Annotated in this window: 16 protein-coding genes and 1 pseudogene; 12 read left to right on the forward strand and 5 right to left on the reverse strand. The window is 39.6% G+C overall.

Translation table 11 applies throughout. The features are described from left to right. The first annotated feature begins 18 nt into the window (after nt 1-18). Nucleotides 19-1647, forward strand: coding sequence for a hypothetical protein (locus HMPREF2607_RS08490; protein ID WP_021143753.1), 1629 nt, complete (start codon nt 19-21; stop codon nt 1645-1647). Between the two features lie 40 nt (nt 1648-1687). Here the strand turns inward: HMPREF2607_RS08490 and HMPREF2607_RS08495 are convergent, their stop codons facing one another. Next, nucleotides 1688-2167, reverse strand: coding sequence for a QueT transporter family protein (locus HMPREF2607_RS08495; protein WP_064520968.1), 480 nt, complete (start codon nt 2165-2167; stop codon nt 1688-1690). A 72-nt stretch (nt 2168-2239) separates the two neighbouring features. Next, complete coding sequence (locus tag HMPREF2607_RS08500) at nt 2240-3067, reverse strand: exodeoxyribonuclease III (RefSeq protein ID WP_014634889.1); 828 nt, start codon at nt 3065-3067, stop codon at nt 2240-2242. A 661-nt stretch (nt 3068-3728) separates the two neighbouring features. On the opposite strand from HMPREF2607_RS08500, the pseudogene HMPREF2607_RS08510 reads away from it, so the two are divergent. Then, a pseudogene (locus tag HMPREF2607_RS08510) lies at nt 3729-4079 on the forward strand (LLM class flavin-dependent oxidoreductase); the annotation flags it as partial. Between the two features lie 96 nt (nt 4080-4175). Then, on the forward strand, nt 4176-4928 hold the full coding sequence (locus HMPREF2607_RS08515) for a DUF4767 domain-containing protein (RefSeq protein ID WP_014634886.1): 753 nt from the start codon (nt 4176-4178) through the stop codon (nt 4926-4928). Nucleotides 4929-5010: 82 nt separating this feature from the next. On the opposite strand, the gene tehB is transcribed toward HMPREF2607_RS08515, so the two are convergent. Both tehB and HMPREF2607_RS08525 read right to left on the reverse strand, forming a co-directional pair. Next, the gene (tehB, locus tag HMPREF2607_RS08520) at nt 5011-5889 is read right to left on the reverse strand and encodes an SAM-dependent methyltransferase TehB (RefSeq protein ID WP_014634885.1); all 879 of its coding nucleotides are present in this window, start codon (nt 5887-5889) and stop codon (nt 5011-5013) included. Nucleotides 5890-6665: 776 nt separating this feature from the next. Continuing rightward, nucleotides 6666-7988, reverse strand: a complete 1323-nt coding sequence (locus HMPREF2607_RS08525) for a matrixin family metalloprotease (protein WP_060972227.1) — start codon at nt 7986-7988, stop codon at nt 6666-6668. Between the two features lie 213 nt (nt 7989-8201). On the opposite strand from HMPREF2607_RS08525, the gene HMPREF2607_RS08530 reads away from it, so the two are divergent. The 9 genes from HMPREF2607_RS08530 (at nt 8202) to folP (ending at nt 17468) form a co-directional block, all read left to right on the forward strand. Further along, nucleotides 8202-8939, forward strand: coding sequence for a LytR/AlgR family response regulator transcription factor (locus HMPREF2607_RS08530; protein WP_021143758.1), 738 nt, complete (start codon nt 8202-8204; stop codon nt 8937-8939). A gap of 311 nt (nt 8940-9250) precedes the next feature. Next, a complete protein-coding gene (locus tag HMPREF2607_RS08535; RefSeq protein ID WP_070476793.1) occupies nt 9251-10429 on the forward strand; it encodes a sensor histidine kinase in 1179 nt (392 codons plus the stop codon). 111 nt (nt 10430-10540) lie between these two features. Continuing rightward, nucleotides 10541-11920 carry a hypothetical protein gene (locus tag HMPREF2607_RS08540; protein ID WP_070476698.1) on the forward strand — a complete coding sequence of 460 codons (1380 nt, stop codon included), beginning with the start codon at nt 10541-10543 and terminating at the stop codon, nt 11918-11920. A gap of 162 nt (nt 11921-12082) precedes the next feature. Beyond that, nucleotides 12083-12355, forward strand: a complete 273-nt coding sequence (gene rpsP, locus HMPREF2607_RS08545) for a 30S ribosomal protein S16 (protein ID WP_002884675.1) — start codon at nt 12083-12085, stop codon at nt 12353-12355. A gap of 11 nt (nt 12356-12366) precedes the next feature. Then, nucleotides 12367-12615, forward strand: coding sequence for a KH domain-containing protein (locus HMPREF2607_RS08550; RefSeq protein ID WP_002884680.1), 249 nt, complete (start codon nt 12367-12369; stop codon nt 12613-12615). A gap of 161 nt (nt 12616-12776) precedes the next feature. Next, entirely contained in the window at nt 12777-14039 is a 1263-nt protein-coding gene (locus HMPREF2607_RS08555; RefSeq protein ID WP_070476700.1) for a bifunctional folylpolyglutamate synthase/dihydrofolate synthase, read from the forward strand. Between the two features lie 66 nt (nt 14040-14105). Next, complete coding sequence (locus tag HMPREF2607_RS08560; protein WP_004183113.1) at nt 14106-15950, forward strand: APC family permease; 1845 nt, start codon at nt 14106-14108, stop codon at nt 15948-15950. A 145-nt stretch (nt 15951-16095) separates the two neighbouring features. Further along, complete coding sequence (folE, locus tag HMPREF2607_RS08565; protein WP_002884345.1) at nt 16096-16659, forward strand: GTP cyclohydrolase I FolE; 564 nt, start codon at nt 16096-16098, stop codon at nt 16657-16659. 8 nt (nt 16660-16667) lie between these two features. Beyond that, nucleotides 16668-17468 (forward strand): dihydropteroate synthase, encoded by an 801-nt coding sequence (gene folP / locus HMPREF2607_RS08570; RefSeq protein WP_014634879.1) that lies wholly within the window; start codon nt 16668-16670, stop codon nt 17466-17468. A gap of 31 nt (nt 17469-17499) precedes the next feature. Here folP and HMPREF2607_RS08575 read toward each other — a convergent pair whose 3' ends face one another. After that, nucleotides 17500-18951, reverse strand: a complete 1452-nt coding sequence (locus HMPREF2607_RS08575; protein WP_070476701.1) for an alpha-amylase — start codon at nt 18949-18951, stop codon at nt 17500-17502. Nucleotides 18952-18993: the final 42 nt, after the last annotated feature.

Raw genomic sequence — 18993 nt, forward strand, 5'->3', positions numbered from 1 at the left:
TTCATAAGGAGGGAAAATATGAAAGAAAAGAAAAAAGAAATGCAAAAACAAGTCTTAACTCTTCTAGGAATCTTGATTTTTGCCTTTGTCAATGTGTTTATCTTTGATAATAAGATGGGCGCTGGTTTTTCTGCCTTCTCAACTATCACCCTGATGAGTATTGGACTCTTGTCTAAGCGCACCAGTCTGCGAGTTTTGGCTATTATTTCCTATCTCATCAATGTGGTAGCAGCCGTTTTTGGCTTCAACTATGTTGGTTTTCTAACAGCAGTTCAGGCCATTGAACTTATCTTCGTTATTTGGTATCTTTACCCACGTGACACGTTTTTGAGACGAGATACAACTGATAAATACACTTACCGCTATCGTTGGATTCATTTGCTTTTGACGGTTTTAATCTCAATTGGAGGTTATATCGTTTTTGCAGTTGTTTCTAGTATTTGGGATGGTTCCTTCCTAGAATACGGTGGGAACACAGCTCTCATCTTTGCTATGCAATATTTGCTCTTTTTGAGCATTACCAAGTCGAGACAAGATGAACCGACCAAGGTTGCCCATTTGTTTCAAAAGGAACGCCGTACTAAGGAAATGAAAGCGGCAATAGAGGCCGAACGCCAAGCCAAAGAAAGAGCACTTGCACAAGCCTTCGAAGTACCTTTGAAGGCACCAAGTCAAACAGCTGCAAAATTTGGTAACAACATGGTCAAATTTGCATCTGTCTGGCTATTGGTAATGGACATGTCCATCTTGGCTTACTTCTTCCGTCCAAATGATGTTGGTTTCGGGTTTGGCGCCTTCTTTGTACTCTTGACTATTGTCTTGTCCTTGATTTTCAAATCTGAGGAAGACAAGGAGGATGTTTTCTCTATCATCTATCATAAGGTTCGTCCTATCCAACCTATTTTCTTCATTTTGCTTTTGATTGCCCATGCGCATAAGTTTAGCTATGGTGCTGCTTACGCTCTATTGTTCTCAGCTGCCTATTTCTTCTGGGCTATCAATAAGATTAATATGAAGACTCTCTTGACCTTTACAGTCATCATTTATTTCTTCCCAGTCTTTGGTTACCTTTCTAACCCTTACCGTCTAGGTGCTGAAAACCTTAAGATGGTAGGTGAACTGGTGACAGATCGTGATAAGTCTAATACCTTCTATCTTGGTCATTATTGGTCACTTTTAGGCTTGCAAAGCGATGGTGAGTATGAAGGAGTCCCTGCTTCTTGGCAGGCTGCTAAGTTCGCTGATATTCAGACATTCTCTGATGACAGTGATATCACTTCAGGTGTCTTCCAAGTGAATAGTCACAATGACTATGATTATGATTTACATTTAACAAATAACAAGGGCACCATTGAAGTCACAACTGGCTCTGGAAAAGATAAGAAAGAATACCAGTTCACTGACTTTGCCAGAACCTATTATCGATATGAAAAATTGAAAAAAACAGATAACCAAAAGCGTTATAAAGATTTTTACAAGATAGGTACTGTTTCGACTAAGTTGGGAACCTATAATCTTTACCTCGAAATGAATCAAGATTGGGTTGATGAGTATCAGAAAGATCCTACTAATGTTGACTACCGTTTGCTTATTTCTGGTGATAAACTGACACCAAGAGAAGCTTACAAGAAAGCATATCATTACTAAAAAAATATCTCTGCACATTGCAGAGATATTTTTGTTTTTGTTAGTCTTTATATCCACGTTTAGCTAGCTCTCGTACCAGGACTGCTCCCAAAATCGCAGGCACTAATTGTCCTAAGAGGAGATTAATAACGAGAGCAAAATAAGGAAGTTTGAGCAAGGCACTAAGCCAGATTGGTACCACTAAGGCAGGAACGAGTAGGATTGGAAGGATGATGAACCAGCTAGATAACTTAGCTTTACGGATGAGGTAGATGCTACCAGTTGTTAAAAAGCTAGCACAGAAACCACCAACCACGTCAATCAATCCCAATCCGCCAAAAGAGTTACCAATAGCATTGGCTATGCTGATAGGGAATACCAAAAATGGAAAGATATAAGTTAATCCATATAAAGCAGTGGCCAGACGCATCTGAACCGCACCAAAGGAAACGGCTTGTGAAGCAAAGAGAATAGCGATATAAAGGGCCATCATTATAGCTGACAGAACAAGTTTTTGAGTGGTATTAAGTTTGGTTTTCATAATTTCTCCTTAATTGGACATAGTAAAAGAGTAGCAGGTCTACTCTTTTTGTGATTTATGTCTAGAGATACTTTATAAATCAATCTCTAAGACAATAGGTGTGTGGTCTTGGCGATCCCCAGAGTCAATCATGTCTGACTTTGTAACCTTATCGGCAATACGATTTGAAGTCAACCAGTAGTCGATTCTCCAGCCTGTATTGTTGATTTTAGATGTTTTGCTACGTTGAGCCCACCAAGTGTAGGCTCCTGTAACGTCGCCATTGAGGTGACGGTAGGTATCTGTGAATCCTTTGGCAAGGAGGTTAGTGAAGCCAGCACGTTCTTCATCTGTAAAACCAGGTGAACGACGATTACTTGAAGGGTTAGCCAAGTCGATTTCCTTGTGGGCAACATTATAGTCACCAGTCGCAAGAACGGGTTTCTGAGCGTCCAATTCAGCTAGGTAATCCGCATATTTTTCATCCCATATTTGACGTTCAAGTAGACGTTTGAGGCCATCACCAGCATTTGGTGTGTAGACCTGTGTCACAAAGAAATTGCCAAATTCGAGAGTTATGATACGCCCTTCACAGTCCATGGTTGAAGGTGCTCCGATTTCAGGATAGGTAATGACTGGATTCAGTTCTTTTTTATACAAGAACATGGTTCCAGCATAACCTTTACGGGCAGGTTCAACAGATGAACGCCAAGTATTGTCATAGTCAGGGAAGTAGTCTTCCAAGATTTGCAAATGCTTTTTAGTCGGACCTTTGGCAGACAGTTTTGTCTCTTGAATAGCAATGATATCTGCATTTTCGGCGACTAAAGTGTCGATAACAGCACGTGATAATTGAGCGCGTGCAGAATCACTAGTAAGAGCGGCGTTTAGGGAATCAATATTCCAAGAAATTAATTTCATGTGTACAGTTTCCTTTTTTGAATCTTTCCTTTCTATTGTAGCAGAAAATAAGGTGTCAGGCGAGTTATGGGTTTGATAAGGGAAGCTAGGAGGAGTATACTAATCTTAGATTGAGAGGTACATATTAATGAAAAAGCAATCGTACATTTATTACTTGTTTTGGGTGCTCTTGTTGATACAAGTCTTTCTTACAATCATGATTTGGTGGTCACAGGGGCTAGTGCTTCCTCTTGTTATTTTTCCGGGGATGAGTTTCTTCTTCCTGCTTTATTTAAAGTACCTCTTAGGCTACAACCTTAATCAGTCTCCTTCAGAACCCTTATTTGTCCTCCGTAGGTATGGCCTTGGAACTGGTTTAAATCCCAAAAATCCCCTAGGCTATAAGATTAGTCTCCTACTAGTTGTGGGTGTTTTAGTTTTACTTTTCTGCCTAACCCTATTAGTTTTTCTTGGAAAATAGAGTCTTAGGTTTTTTTATTTGTAATTATCACTAACTAGTTATAATGTATTCTCATAACAAATAAAAGAATTACTGGAGGAAAGATTTATGACGATTGAACTTGGCATTTCAACTTTTGGAGAAACAACCCTCCTAGAATCGACTGGAAAATCTATCTCTCATGACCAACGTATTCGAGAGCTCGTTGAAGAAATTGAATTGTCTGCTCATTCTTGGGGATGGATTGAAGAAAATAATTTCCAAGCGATAGAAAATTATTTTTATCCAACGAAACAAACGGTGGATAACATTGCTAAGGATCGCCCACATTGGTCTGAAATGACTAAAAAGCAGTACTATGCTAGTGTTGGACCAAACGGAGCCATGTTCGTTGGGGACCCCGCTCACGTCGCTCAAAAAATCATTCGTATTATTGAGGATTTACAGCTAGATCGCTTCATGCTTCATCTCCCAATTGGTTCTATGCCACATGAGGCTGTTCTAAAGGCTATTAAACTTTATGGTGAAGAAGTGGCGCCGATTGTTCGTCGTTATTTTGAAAATAAAGGATAATAGGTTGAAGGTAAGCCTCAAGTTCTCTCTACTATTGTCATCATCCCTGTTCTATGATAGGATGAAAGGTGAAATGATAAAGAGAAGAGGAAAATTATGCGAAAGCTGTCAGAAGCAGAATGGATAAGTCGTTTTGAGCAAGTTCAGGGGCGTAAACCGAAACCCGATGAACTACAATTAGCTTATCAGTCTGGCCTTATTGGAATCTCGAAAAATTATAATTATATTTATATTCTTCTGGGGGCTCTAGTAGCGATCGTCGTTGGCATTGGCTTGACTCTAGTCTCTAGTTCAATGAAGAACGTCAAACAGACTAGGTCGTCTGCCACAGTGGCTAGCTCGATATTCTCATCGACAGATAAGGCTAATGCCAAGCCAAGTACGTCATCAATCGAAAATGCGAAGACGAGTGAATCTAGCAGTGCAAGTATTGATACACCTGACGCTAACCATGCTAAGGAAGCCTATACTGAAAATCCACGTTGGACCAATGACAAAGCTAGTCGCCTTGCTAGTTTGATGGTTTCTTGGGGCAATCAGATGAATCAGCCAGGATACAAAGAAATTACCAATGAAGCCTCTTCCTTGCCTATCCGTTGGATGTCGGATCATAACCAGACTGTGGATGCTACTTATGCTGCAAATGGTAATAGCAATTCGGAGTATACCATTGTTTCGGTATACGAGAGATGGGAAAATGTATCTGTTCACCGTTATTTCTTTACCATTAAAAAAGATGGGACTCCCTTTGTTCTTTATTCACCAACTACTAATGGTGGCGTGTATTATGTCAAAGAAACGGAAAATGCTGACCTTAAATCAGGATATGCAGACATTGTAAACAATTAAAAACTAGGAATTCGGTTGGAATCCTAGTTTTTAATTTGAAGACAAGTCAAGCTGTGCTCAACTCTTTTACAGCCATTCGCTCTTATTTAACCTTCTTAGCTAACATGGTTGCAAATTGAAGGGCGATGGGATTGCCATATTCATCCAAACGGTGAAGGTGACCAAGATTTTCGTTATACTTGACTAATTCCCAGTCACTATAGTAGTTTTTCAACTCACCTTCTTCAAAAGTAAATGAGAAAGGCATGGTACAAGGGTGCTCCTCAGTGTCCATGGCACAAACAATTAGGTTGTAACCACCGACAACAGTACGCTCTTGCATATTCTTGATAATAGCCGGAATTTGATCGGGATCAAGGAACATAAAGACGACTGTTGAGAGGATGAAATCAAAGGTCTCAGACTCAGGAAGAGCAGCAGCATTGATATCGTAGTAGCCAGCTCTAACATTGTAATTTTCCTCATCTGCAATCATTTGGATGCGTTGTGTAGCTTCGTTATTAACATCAACGGCTGTAACATCATGCCCAAGAGATGCCAAATAAAGAGCGTTACGACCGTGACCACAGCCTAGGTCAAGGGTGCGACCAGGTTTGATATGGCCAGATTGGACTGCTTCAAGAACCTCAGAGTGGGCTTTAGTATCATACTTTTTAGCCATGTAGTCCTCAGGTTTACAGTAAAAAGAAAGATAGCATTCCAAATCATCTGATGCAGCAGCGATGCGATGCCAAGCTTGTGGTTCAACAAAAGGAATCTCTGTCTCGGGGGTAAAGAGGTGCTCTGCAGTAACCTCCCCCTCTTCATCTAATTCGTAGAAGTGAAGAGATCCTGATAGAATGGTCAATTTAGCCCAAGTTCCCACCTTAGTATTGTGTTTTTGCGTTACCATTTCTGGCAGTGTTGTAGCTGTCCAGTTTGGTAAACGTTTGTAGCAAAGAAGTTGCTGATCTATAGTCATTTTATGAGTTCCTTTCAAACGGTATGACTCTATTATAGCAAAAGTATGGAAAAAGAAAAAAGGCCTAGCCGGGTGAGCTAGACGATTTTCTTGTGAGAGATCTGATAATCTAGGAATGGGGAAAAGTGTTTGGGGAAGATAGGTATAAATGTTAAGAAGGGTTCCTAGACTATTTAGAAAACGTTTATGAGAACAATAAGTTTTAAATAATAGAATACTTATCTATAACTCATTAGGTCTCTCTTTACATTATCTATTGTACCAAAAAAATTCAGAGAAAACTTACATATTTTTTAAATTTGTAAAAAAATCATGAACAGTCATTTTCTGGTCCTGAATGGTAATTTTGTGAAAATTTTTCTGAGTGTTTACAAATCTACTGGGATAATATCGATGACTATGTCCTTTAACTACACTAAAAAACGCCTAGCTGCTGTTGCTAGACGTTCTTTATTAGGAGAGATCTGGAAATCTAGGAATGGGGGAAAAGTGTTTGGGGAAGATAGGTATAAATGTTAAGAAGGGTTCCTAGACTATTTTTATTCTGCTTATGAGAATAATGAGCAAAAACTAACAAAGTTGAGTTTTCTAACTCATCCGGTCTCTCTTTACATTTTCTATTTTACCAAAAAAAATGAAGAAAACTTTACATAATTCTAAAATATGTAAGAAAAAATCGTGAACAGTCATTTTCTGGTCTTGAATGGTCATCTCACTTGTATAAAAAAAGCAGGACCTGATAGGTCTGCTTATATTTGTAGTGATGGTGTAAGAACTTAAATCTTGCTATAGAGTTTCTTAACATTGTTAATATCAACAGGTTGGATACTTGTCTTACCACCTTTAGGTTCCATTACAGAGGCAACGGCACTGTTGTGTTCAAGTCCAATTGAGTGTCCTAATTCGTGTTGCGCAGTGTTAAGGAGTTTCCCACCGTTCTTTTGGTAATAATTGTTTTGAACATGGAAGGTGTTCAAGTAAACAGTAGCATTACTATATTGCTTAGTTGGGAGGTAGTAAGTAGAGTAGGTAACTCCAAGAGGAGCTGCCACATTACCTTCATAACGTTCATCAGCAATGATGTTGGCTTTTTGTTTATCGTTAGTGAGCAAGAAATTAAAGGCACCAGTGTTATTCCAAGAAGTGATAGCCTGTTTGTAGGCATTCACGATTTCAGGATTTTTAGCATTGATGAAAACTGTCGCTTCCTTGCTTGACCAGTGAGGAGTATCGTAATTCTCTTTTACGAGTTCGTTATTCTTTTGCCATACTTGAGCAATTCGGTCCACTGGTTTAGCAGGTTGGATAGGAGTGGCTTTAGGAGCTGTCGGTTTAGTGACAGTCGTTGTTGGCTTCTTAGGTTGTGTCGTTGTAGAAGTCGCTGGTTTGTTTACAACAGTCGTTGGTTTCTTAGGTTGAGTTGTAGATGTTGTAGGTTTGTTAGCAACTGTGGCTGGTTTTTTAGGTTGACTAACAGCAGGAGTTGATTGTTTAGATTTTGGTGTAGCTGTTGTCGTTGGTTTTGTAGAAGGTGTTAATGGTTTTGGAATATAAGTAGATAGAATCTTATGAACATTACCATTATTAATTTCTGTTGAAACCCATGTGGCACCATCTTTTGACCAGGTTTGTGCTTGAGCGACAGTTTCGGTCTTTGGTTCAGACTGGTTTTCTACAGCCTTATGATTGCTATCTGTATTTGTCGGAATTCTAGTCTCATAGGTTTTGATTCCAGTCTGGCTGTCGACAGTACTGCTAGCTGTTTGACTATTTTGTTTCAATTCCTCAAAAGTTGGAGTGTTTGTGGGAGTTTGTTCATAGTCATTTTCATGTGTATGAAAATCATCCACAGAGGTATGTGATATAGTAGTCACAGTAGTAGGTGTTTCAGTAGAAACACCTGTTTGAGCGATGGTATTTGTAGTTGTACCTGTTTCAAGTTCGGAAAATGTTTGAGCCTGGTTAGGATCTGAAACATAGGTTTGATCCGCAGAGGCATACTGAGGACTTCCTACAAGAAAAGCACTAATTATACCGACAGTTGCAAGGGTCAACAAGGTCTTTGTCTTAGTCCCTTGCGTTTTAAAAGAATGTAACATAACTTTCTCCTTTTTAATTTAAAACAAAAACAGTTCTCATGATAACACCTAAAAATGAATATAAAGTGACAATGGGATAACAATTGTTTTATAAATGAAATTAGGTGAGATAAAAAGACTTTATGCTGTGAAAAAAGGAATATTATCCGATTAATTATGATAAAATATTAGATAGGTATATTAAAGTATATTAGAAAGAAAGAGGGAAATAAGATGCTTTCTATTATCGTCCTTGAAGATGATGCCTTGCAGCGTCATCGTGTTGGTCGTTTATTGGACGAAGCAGTTGAGGAGTCGAAGGCCGTTGTTGATGGGATTACTTTTTATGAACAGGGTCAGGAATTGTTAGATGCTGATAGAGGTTCGGGTAAATCCATGGTTTATCTTTTGGATATTGACCTTAAAAATCAAACTAAGCAGGGACTAGATATTGGGCTTGAAATCCGTAAGGAAGACTTGAAAGCACAAATTGCTTTTGTTACAGCTTACTCGGAGTTTATGCCCTTGACCTTCCGTTATAAGATTCAAGCTCTAGACTTTGTCGATAAATCCATGGAAGATGTGGATCTTAAGAGAGCCTTAGTAGAACTTTTAGATTTTGCTTATTCACAGGTTGAGCAAGAAACCAAGGCACAGAGTCTAACTGTTAAAACGGATAAAAATGATGTTAATATTCCTTATGATGACATTTTATACATTGAGACAGCCCCTGTGCCACATAAGTTAATCGCTCATACCAAGTCAAACCTAGTGGAATTCTATGGGAAAATTGCAGAAGTAGCAAAATTGGATGATATTTTCTTCCAAACACACCGCTCTTTTGTTGTCAATGTGAATAATGTGACAAGTGTGGATCGTACAGCTAATATGGTCTTCTTTGAGGAAAACGAGTCATGCCTCCTATCGCGGACACGTAAAAAGGAACTTTTGGAACGTTTGAAAAATCGTTAGGTCTTAGATTTTCCCCTTCTTCTCTAATCATTATTGAAAGTTTTCTGAAATTCGAGATAATGATTTAATTTTATCTCATCTATTATCAGGAATTGTGATAGAATAGTGTTATGGCTTTTTGCTGTATATTTAGAGATGACTAGAAGGAGGTGGCTAACCATTAAATGATGCTCAATTTGCAAATTGCATTAGAATATCTTTTGCATTTCATTGTCATACAGTGGATCTACGAAAAGACCAGCTTGGTCAAGGTACCACGTATGATCCTTCCTATTGCGTTCCTGGTTGAATGTATAGGGGGAATACTGGGGATGTCATATAATGTCGGTTTGTCCTTTATGACACCCTTCTATCTTCTTTTCTATGCTTATTTCTACGGCAAGGAAAGAACCACCAATATGTTGGCTTTTTATGCCTTCTATCCTCTAGTTCTCTATCTGTTGATTTTTAATGGTTATGCCTACTTCCTGATGCCAGGGTTCGGCATCACATCGGATTTTCTAAACAGAAGTTATCTTTATTTCATTTTCTTTGACCTTTTAATTATTCCAACATTTGTCGCTCTATCCAAGCTCCTTAACATTGATTTTAAATATTTGAGGGTCTTAGAGCGAGATCGTAAATTTGGTCGGATTATGTTTTTCACTAACTTTATCTTGATTGGCTATGTGATTTTGAACTATTCTGTCGTCGTGGCCTCGCGATTTTTTGCCTTGTACTATGCTGGACATGTGATAACCTTAGTGGGGTTTGTAGCTATTTTTTATGCTGTTTATAAGGTTAATAAATATGCAGATGAATTCTTTGAAAATGAGCGTAGAAAAGAAAATCGACGTCACTTGGATGATTTAGAGAAGTATTCTGAGCAGGTCGAAAGTCTTTACGAAACGCTACGCAGTTTCCGTCACGACTATACTAATGTTATGATTTCGCTTAATGAAGCCATCCAGATGAAAGACATCGATCAAATCAAGATGATTTATGATAGTGTCTTGAAAGATTCGGCATCAGATTTGAAGCAGCAAAAGTTTGATTTGGCAAAATTAACTCGTGTGACCAATATGCCACTTAAGAGTCTTTTATCATCTAAAGTGGCTGAGGCTTTTGATAAAGGTATTCAATGCCATGTGGAGGTTGAAGAGGGGGTCTTCTTCACAGATATGCGTCCACTCGACTTGATTACAATCATATCCATTCTTTGTGATAATGCTATTGAAGCTACTGTATTAGCAGATGAACCAAAATTATCTATCGCTATCTTTAAGATGGAAAATCAATCTGTTATTGTTGTTGAGAATTCAACTAAGGAAGCTTCTATTGATGTGGCTCCTTTGAAACAAAGAGGATTTTCAACAAAAGGAACAGGTCGAGGATTGGGCTTGGCAAATATCGAAGAGATTCTCTTTAGATATGATAATGTCACGCTTGAAACGGAATCAGCACAACACCGTTTTGTCCAATTATTGTCTATTACACCAAAAGAAGATTAATGGGGATTTAATAAGAATTTTTAGAATTCTTGTCAATCCCTATTTTTATGTTAAAAAGTATGGTAAAATAGGGAAGTTAATCATGTGTTTTTTAATTCAGGGGGATTTATTATGTTGAAAGACGAATGGTTAGAGTACTTTGAGGCTGTGAATGGCCGAAAACCAAGACCAATCGACTTTAAAGAAGCCTTGGAACGAGGAGAGTTTGTTCTCTCTGAAGGTGCAGAGGCTCACCAAGTAGCTGATCAAGGAGAATCATCAGCTGACCAACAGTTTGAAGAAGGAACCGCAACTGCCAGAGCACTAGCCCAGTCTCAGAAAGAGCGTGACAACGCGCAAGAGGCTATGGCAAATGCGGCCCAAGAAAAGAGAAAGGCCCTATCTCAAGAGACTGTTGGTCAAGTAAGAACCATTCAGTCGGGCCGTCAGGCTGAGGATATTCAAAAAGAAGAGGAACAACGAAAACGTGTTGCAGAGGCTAAGGAGCGTTTAGCAAGTTATGCGCCAACCCGTCCAGATGCAGGAAATCATTCTGTTAATACCTCGAGTGAGCCTAATCAATCTATTCCAGTTTTCAGTAACCAAGCACAGCATCTTGGATTGTCTGAAGATTTGACAAAACTTGATCATAAGGAAGAAAAAGCAGCTAAGAAGATTGCTCGTCAAGCTGCTCGTGATAAGAAAAAGGCTGAAAAATTAGCTGCTAAAGCTAAATCTAAGGAAGAACAGACAGTTGCCAAACTAGAAAAGAGATTGGAAAGTCAGGTTCGTCTTCTCGAAACGATTCAAAACGCTAATCAAAAATCGCAAAAGACCAAAAATTGGGGCAAAGGAGCCTTGATTTCTAGTCTTGTTGCTGTTGTTTTGATGTTGCTTGTTGGTGGAGTATACGGTTTTTGGCGTAATGCTTCGGGGAATATTGAGGGGACTTGGGAATTAAAATCGTCTAAGGTCTTGGACGAAAATTCTGGAAAGTTAACCAATGCTCTGAAAGAACATGAAGATAAAGATGAAATTTATGTCTCTTTCCTTAAAGTTGATCAGTCTAATAATTTACAAACACATTCTTACTTTTATAAAAAAGGTGAGGAGGATCAGCCTACTTTTACAGCTTCAGATTATTTGAAGGAATATCAAGTTGTTGATCAGTGGAATAAATCGATCACCTATACTAAGGAAGTTTCAGAATTTAAGCGTGAGTTGACTAAAGTTGTCTCGCAACTTTATCCAAATGCAGATAAGAATCTAGTAGATTACTATATTTCGGATAACGTAGATAACTACCGACTCTACCGTAAAGGGAAACGCACCAAGTCTTATACTGTAAATAAAGATACCTTGGTTGTTTCTACTTACAACGAGGATGGCAAATTGACCAGTCGTGATACTTATGAGAAAGTATCAAAAGCAGCGGCTAAGGGTTTAGAAGCTGAATATGCTGAAGCAAAGGTAGCTTATGAAAAAAATCACAAGACTACAACTAAGAAATAGTCGAAAAGGAAGTTAGAGTTTGACTCTAACTTTTTTTGTAGAAATTTTAAGTCTGTCAAGTTTTTTTCTTGACACATAAAAATGATATGGTATACTAGTTAAGGTCGAGGGGCGATAAGTGCCCCCACCATAATAAAAAACTAAAGAAAAGAGATATTAAAAATGGCAGTAAAAATCCGTTTGACTCGTATGGGTTCTAAGAAAAAACCTTTCTACCGTATTAACGTTGCAGATTCACGTGCTCCACGTGATGGACGTTTCATCGAAACAGTTGGTACTTACAACCCACTCGTTGAAGAAAACCAAGTAACACTTAAAGAAGAACGTGTTCTTGAGTGGTTGTCTAAAGGTGCACAACCTTCAGATACAGTTCGTAACATCCTTTCAAAAGAAGGCGTTATGAAGAAATTCCACGAATCAAAATTCTCAAAATAATTTTTTAGCCTATGGATACCATTGAAAATCTTATTATCGCTATCGTTAAACCTTTAATTGCTTCACCAGATCAGTTGACCATCAAAATTATTGACGGTCCTGAGTTTTTGGAGTACCATCTTGACCTTGCCCCAGCCGATATTGGGCGCGTTATCGGGAAAAAAGGACGTACTATTACGGCGATAAGAGCGATTGTCTATTCGGTACCTACTCAAGGTAAAAAAGTTCGTCTTGTTATTGACGAAAAAGAGAAAGCTTAAGAGGTGACCCTAGGGTTGCCTTTTTTGCATATTTTGGTTATACCTAGGAGTCTTTGGTATAATAAGAGCGTCAAAGCATTAAGCTCAGGGAAAAACTAGAAATCTAGTTTAGAGGTCAGCTTAATGACTAAGTTGAAGCATTAGCCAAAAAAGGAGTAATTATGACTTATCAGGAAGCGTTGGATTGGATTCATGGACAATTAAAATTTGGCATCAAGCCTGGCTTGGAGCGTATGGCTTGGATGCTTAAAGAGTTGGGAAATCCACAAGATAATCTCAAGGCTGTGCATATCGTGGGAACAAACGGCAAAGGGTCTACAGTCAATGCCCTCCAAACCATTTTCACCCAAGCGGGTTATGAGGTTGGAACCTTTACTTCACCCTATATTATTGACTTCAAGGAACGAATTTCTCTTAACGGTCAGATGATTTCAGAAGAGGACTTACTTGACCTGGTTAATCGAGTGAAGCCTGTGGTTGAACGGCTGCCAAAAGAGACAGAGCATGAAAATGCGACAGAGTTTGAAATTATCACAGTTTTGATGTTCCTCTATTTTGGTCAGGTCCATCCTGTTGATATCGCATTCATTGAAGCTGGAATGGGTGGTCTTCATGATTCGACTAATCTCTTTAAGCCCTTGGCAGTCCTGTGTCCATCGATTGGTTTGGATCATCAGGCTATTTTGGGAAATACCCATGCTGAAATTGCTGCTGAGAAGGCTGGTGTTTTGAAGAATGAGGCTCCCTTTATTTATGCGACTGACCGTACTGATGTTCGAGATGTTTTCGAGAAGAAGGCGCGAGAAGAAGGTTCTAAGACCTATGAGCTGGGGAGAGATTTCACAGCTGAAGGGTCAAGCCTTTCCTTTGATTTTACCTATGGAGAGCAAAGGTTAGATGATATAGCCTTGGCTATGGCCGGTCAACACCAAGTAGCAAATGCTAGCTTGGCTATCATGGCTTCTTTATTGCTTCAAAAAGATTATCCTAAAGTAACGCCTGAACTCATAAAGGATGCACTGGCTCATGCCAATTGGCGAGGTCGAACAGAATTTTTAAGACCTAATCTCATGATTGATGGTGCTCATAATAATGAGAGTGTTAAAGTTTTGATTGACTTGTTGCAATCAGAATATGCAGATAAGGAGATTGAACTTCTCTTTGCGGCGATTGACACCAAGCCTATTGATGGCATGCTTGCCCAACTAAAATCGGTTGGTGACTTGACTGTAACGAGTTTTGACTATCCAAATAGTGTTAAATTAGATAAATACCCAGAGGCTTATAATCAGGTACCAGACTTCAAAACATGGATTAAAGGACATGTGACGACTGACAATAAGAAACTTTATGTGATTACGGGATCTCTATACTTCATTTCTCAGGTCAGAAAATGGGTTTTAGAGCAGGCAAGTGATGGTTAAGACTTGAAAGATGACATTTAGGGGCGTATAATAGCCCTCGTATGTTTTAAAAGTAAGGAGATCACAATGTTTCAACGTCTGAAAAACATTTTAATCGGTGAACCTTTAACTCATGATGATAGTGGTGATGAACACTTATTGTCCAAGATTCAGGCCTTGGCCATGTTGTCGAGTGATGCGCTATCATCTATCGCCTATGGTCCAGAGCAAGTCGTTTTGGTTCTGACAGCTGTATCTAGTGCGGCTATTTGGTGGTCAATCCCTATTGGACTTTTGGTTCTCGTTCTTTTGGCCAGTCTTACCATCTCTTATAGACAGGTTATCAAAGCCTATCCTCAAGGTGGTGGCGCCTATATGGTAACGACGGAAAATCTGTCTCCTAAGTTTGGCTTGATAGCTGGTGGTAGTCTTTTGGTCGATTACATGTTGACGGTTGCTGTTTCAGTGGCCTCAGGTGCAGATGCCATTACTTCAGCCCTTCCCTTCCTGCATCCTTTCAATCTTGAAATATCAATGATTTTGGTGCTTGTTTTGATGGTTATGAACCTTAGGGGAATGCGTGAATCGGCAAAATCTTTGATGATACCAGTTTATCTCTTCATTGTTTCGACGCTCTTCTTGTTGGGATTTGGTTTCTTTCAAATTTTAACGGGTCATATGCCTTACGCAGCCACAGCACATTTAGGACAACCAATTACAGGTGTATCATTGATTCTTATTTTAAGGGCCTTTACTTCAGGTTCTGCCTCATTGACAGGGGTAGAAGCTATCTCTAATGCGGTGCCTTTCTTTAAGAAACCTAAGGCCAAAAATGCAGCTTCAACCCTCTTTATTATGTCTAGCATTTTGGGGGCTATGTTTGCGGGAATCACCTTCCTCAACTGGTGGACTGGTATTACGCCTCATGCAGGAGTAACTATCTTGTCACAAATGGCTAGAGAAATTCTCGGTCAGTCATGGATTGGTAGTATTCTATTTTACGTTTTCCAATTCTCTACTGCCATGATTCTTGCAGTAGCGGCTAACACAGGTTTTTCAGCCTTTCCGATGTTGTCCTTTAATATGGCGAAAAATAAATACATGCCTCATATGTACCTTGAAAAAGGGGCACGTATGGGATACTCTAATGGGATCTTGACACTTGCAATTGGTGCCATTACCCTTTTGTTTATTTTCCGAGGAAATACGGAACGGTTGATTCCGCTTTATACCATCGGTGTATTCATTCCATTTGCTCTTTCTCAAACGGGGATGGTTATCCATTGGATTCGTGAATATGGTAAGGGATTCTGGAAACACTCTTTAGCTAATATCTTGGGCGCCCTCATTTGTTATGCTATTGTTCTCATTCTCTTCCTTTTCCGTTTAGGAGATATCTGGCCATTCTTCCCAATTATTGCAATCTTGATGTGGATGTTCCTTAAGATTAAAAAACACTATAATGGTGTTGCTCAACAGTTGCGTATTGATGGAGCGGTGGAAGAACACCATTATCAAGGAAATATTGTTCTTATCCTCGTTGGGAATGTTACCAAGGCTAATATCGGAGCTATTTCCTATGCGCGTTCTATTGGTGACAAGGTTATCGCCATGCATGTATCTACTAAGGATACAGAGAACAAGGACAAGGAAACTGAACAAGAGTTTAAAAAATATTTTCCTGAAATTGAGATGGTTCATATCCAATCACCATACAGCTCAATCACTCAGTCAACCATTCAGTATGTGGACGAGGTCGCCACTCAAGCTGAGAAGGATAATGCGACTTTGACAGTCATGATTCCTCAGTTTGTACCTAAAAAATCATGGCAAACCATGCTTCACAACCAAATGAGTTTACGATTGAAATATTATCTCAAATGGCGTGAGAATATTGTAGTTTCATCCTATTCTTACCACTTGAAAGACTAAAAAATATAAGCGAAGATAACCTCTATATGAAAGGTGGTCTTCGCTTTTTTTGAGGTTTAGGTAGCTAGGAAATCTTATTTTTTGCAAGAAAAATCCAGCAAAATAAGGTATAATAGATAGTATTATAACGTTGCAAGAGGAAATTATGGCAAATCAAGAAAAAGTAGAACAAGCAGTCTATCAACTATTGGAAGCTCTCGGTGAAAATCCTGAGCGTGAGGGACTTTTGGACACACCAAAACGTGTGGCTAAGATGTATGCTGAAATGTTTTCAGGTCTAAATGAAGATCCTAAGGATCAATTTACAGCTGTCTTTTCAGAAGTCCATGACGAAGTTGTCCTTGTCAAGGATATTCCTTTTTACTCTATGTGTGAGCACCATTTGGTTCCATTTTATGGTAAGGCCCATGTGGCTTATTTGCCAAGTGGAGACAAGGTGACAGGACTTTCCAAATTAGCGCGTGCGGTTGAAGTAGCTGCTCGTCGTCCACAGTTGCAAGAACGTCTTACAGATCAAGTTGCTACAGCACTTGAAGAAGCTCTGAATCCTCGAGGAGTTTTTGTCATGGTTGAAGCAGAGCACATGTGCATGACCATGCGAGGCATTAAGAAACCAGGAAGTAAGACAATCACAACTGTCGCTAAGGGCCTTTATAAAGAAGACCGTGAAGAACGCAAGGAAATTCTTTCATTGATGCGTGATTTTTAGGAGTTAAGATGTTTATTGGCAAACATGAGATTGCAGGTAAGGCCTGTATTATGGGAATCTTGAATGTCACCCCTGATTCTTTCTCAGATGGTGGCGATTTTGACACTGTAGAGGATGCGTTGGCTCAGGTTGAGCGTATGATTGCCCAGGGAGCTGCCATTATCGATGTAGGTGGCGAATCTACAAGACCAGGAGCAGAATTTGTGACCGAGGAAGAAGAGATTGCTCGTATCGTGCCAGTTATTCAGGCTATCAAGGCAAAATATGATGTGCTCATCAGTATTGATACCTATAAGACAGCTACTGCCAGAGCTGCTCTTGAAGCAGGGGCAGATATTCTAAATGACGTCTGGGCTGGACTCTATGATGGTCAGATGCTAGCTTTAGCAGCTGAAAAGAATGTGCCGATTATTCTCATGCATAATCAAAAAGAAGAAGTATACAATGATGTCACAGAAGATGTCTGTACATTCCTCAGTCAACGAGCCCAGGCCGCCTTGGAAGCAGGTGTGGCCAAGGACAATATCTGGATTGATCCAGGCTTTGGCTTTGCGAAAAATGTCCAACACAATATTGACCTGCTAAAAGGTTTGGACAAGGTCGTTGCCTTGGGCTATCCTGTTCTTTTTGGGATTTCTCGTAAGCGTGTTGTGGACTACCTACTAGGTGGAAATACCCAAGCTAAGGACCGTGATCAGGGAACGGCTGCTCTATCTGGCTATGCTGTTAGCAAGGGCTGTCAGATTGTCCGTGTGCATAATGTTGATGCCAATCGTGATATTGTTAAGACCATTTCAGGGATTTTATGATACTAAAAAAAGCTCGATTGAGCTTTTTTTCTTAGTCTTGAATTGTCCAAACGCTGACAGATTTTTCAGAAACTGGGAAGTCTCCCCATCCGTCTTCGTCAATGGTTACAGTATCAGAGCAGTTTCCAAGAATGTCATAGAAGGTTTGTCCAGCCCAATCACTACCAATTTCCATAGACTTGCTGTTAACAGCATCATTAGAGATTGTTACAGCTAATGGAGCGCCATCTTCGTTGCCAGAGCGTGTCCATCCAATACAGTTTGGATTATCAAAGTAGTCTGTTTGCTCTCCGTAAGCTAGGTCTTTACGAGCGTAGAGCAAGGTATCTAGGGTTTCTTGGAAATTTTCTTGAGCAAATTCACCTTCGATTCCATAGTAGTCACCATAAAATAGGCAAGGAAGACCGTCTTCACGTAGAAGAATGAGAGCATAAGCAGCTGGTTTAAACCATTCTTCAACAGTAGATTCTAGAGCTTGTCCGCGTTGAGTGTCGTGGTTGTCTACAAAGGTCACGGCATGTTCAGGATGATTTTTGACCAAAGAATGATCGAAAATTGTCGTCAAATCATAATCGGCACCATCTAAGCTAGCCTTGTGTAGATTGTTGTGAAGGGAAACATCAACGAGGTCAAAACGTTTTTCAATCTTTTCAAGATAGGTATTGTTATCCTCTTCGTTACCATTCCAAAATTCACCAAAGACATAGAAGTCTTGACCTTGTTTTTCTTTGACATCGCGAATAAAATTACGCATAAAGAAAGAATCAATGTGCTTAATAGCATCCATGCGGAAGCCTTGAACGCCTGTTGTTTCAACGAACCAATCTGCCCATTCGTAAATGTTTTCGATAACTTCAGGGTGTTTATAGTCTAGGTTAGCATACATAAGGTAGTCAAAGTTACCATTCTCATTGTCAACCAAGTCGTTGTCTGCCCAACCTTTGTTGTCACCTTGGATAAGATAGATACCACTTTTATTACGTTTGGCATCGAAGTCAGTTCCGTTAAAGTGGTACCAGTGCCATTCAAAATCGTTGTAGGCCTTATTGCGTCCGTCAAAAGTGAAGTGTGTCCAACCTTCGATTTCAAAAGGTTCACTGATCTCTTGAGTACGATCCTCAGGGTCAACTTCGACAACTTCGAAGGTCTCAAGTTTATCCGCTGCCGCCTTATGATTAAGTACAACGTCAGCCATAGGTACAATACCAACTTCTTTGAGTTGGCTGATAGCATTGAGATACTCTTCTTTGAGGCCATATTTGGTGCGAACAGTTCCTTTTTGGTCGAACTCCCCAAGGTCAAAGAGGTCGTAGACGCCGTAACCAACGTCATCTTTGTTTGTAGCCTTAAAAGCAGGTGGCATCCAAACGTGGCTGATGCCAAGGTCTGCCAAATGTTGGGCATCTTCAGCCAAATTGTTCCAGTGTTGACCGTCGCTTGGGAGATACCACTCAAAGTACTGCATTGCGGTTTGATTTGTCATAGTTTTTTTCCTTATTAGTTGAGATAGTCTTGCTTATAATTA

It is taken from the genome of Streptococcus sp. HMSC078H03, assembly GCF_001808655.1.
In the GTDB taxonomy this organism is placed as follows: domain Bacteria; phylum Bacillota; class Bacilli; order Lactobacillales; family Streptococcaceae; genus Streptococcus; species Streptococcus salivarius_G.

Bases quoted from the DNA above. Each gene is read 5' to 3' on its own strand.
- HMPREF2607_RS08560 (WP_004183113.1), top strand. From the start codon at position 14,106: ATGTTTCAACGTCTGAAAAACATTTTAATCGGTGAACCTTTAACTCAT.
- HMPREF2607_RS08515 (WP_014634886.1), top strand. From the start codon at position 4,176: ATGCGAAAGCTGTCAGAAGCAGAATGGATAAGTCGTTTTGAGCAAGTT.
- HMPREF2607_RS08530 (WP_021143758.1), top strand. From the start codon at position 8,202: ATGCTTTCTATTATCGTCCTTGAAGATGATGCCTTGCAGCGTCATCGT.
- folE (WP_002884345.1), top strand. From the start codon at position 16,096: ATGGCAAATCAAGAAAAAGTAGAACAAGCAGTCTATCAACTATTGGAA.
- folP (WP_014634879.1), top strand. From the start codon at position 16,668: ATGTTTATTGGCAAACATGAGATTGCAGGTAAGGCCTGTATTATGGGA.
- HMPREF2607_RS08500 (WP_014634889.1), bottom strand. From the start codon at position 3,067: ATGAAATTAATTTCTTGGAATATTGATTCCCTAAACGCCGCTCTTACT.
- HMPREF2607_RS08495 (WP_064520968.1), bottom strand. From the start codon at position 2,167: ATGAAAACCAAACTTAATACCACTCAAAAACTTGTTCTGTCAGCTATA.
- HMPREF2607_RS08490 (WP_021143753.1), top strand. From the start codon at position 19: ATGAAAGAAAAGAAAAAAGAAATGCAAAAACAAGTCTTAACTCTTCTA.
- HMPREF2607_RS08535 (WP_070476793.1), top strand. From the start codon at position 9,251: ATGTCATATAATGTCGGTTTGTCCTTTATGACACCCTTCTATCTTCTT.
- HMPREF2607_RS08540 (WP_070476698.1), top strand. From the start codon at position 10,541: ATGTTGAAAGACGAATGGTTAGAGTACTTTGAGGCTGTGAATGGCCGA.
- HMPREF2607_RS08550 (WP_002884680.1), top strand. From the start codon at position 12,367: ATGGATACCATTGAAAATCTTATTATCGCTATCGTTAAACCTTTAATT.
- HMPREF2607_RS08525 (WP_060972227.1), bottom strand. From the start codon at position 7,988: ATGTTACATTCTTTTAAAACGCAAGGGACTAAGACAAAGACCTTGTTG.
- HMPREF2607_RS08575 (WP_070476701.1), bottom strand. From the start codon at position 18,951: ATGACAAATCAAACCGCAATGCAGTACTTTGAGTGGTATCTCCCAAGC.
- tehB (WP_014634885.1), bottom strand. From the start codon at position 5,889: ATGACTATAGATCAGCAACTTCTTTGCTACAAACGTTTACCAAACTGG.
- HMPREF2607_RS08555 (WP_070476700.1), top strand. From the start codon at position 12,777: ATGACTTATCAGGAAGCGTTGGATTGGATTCATGGACAATTAAAATTT.
- rpsP (WP_002884675.1), top strand. From the start codon at position 12,083: ATGGCAGTAAAAATCCGTTTGACTCGTATGGGTTCTAAGAAAAAACCT.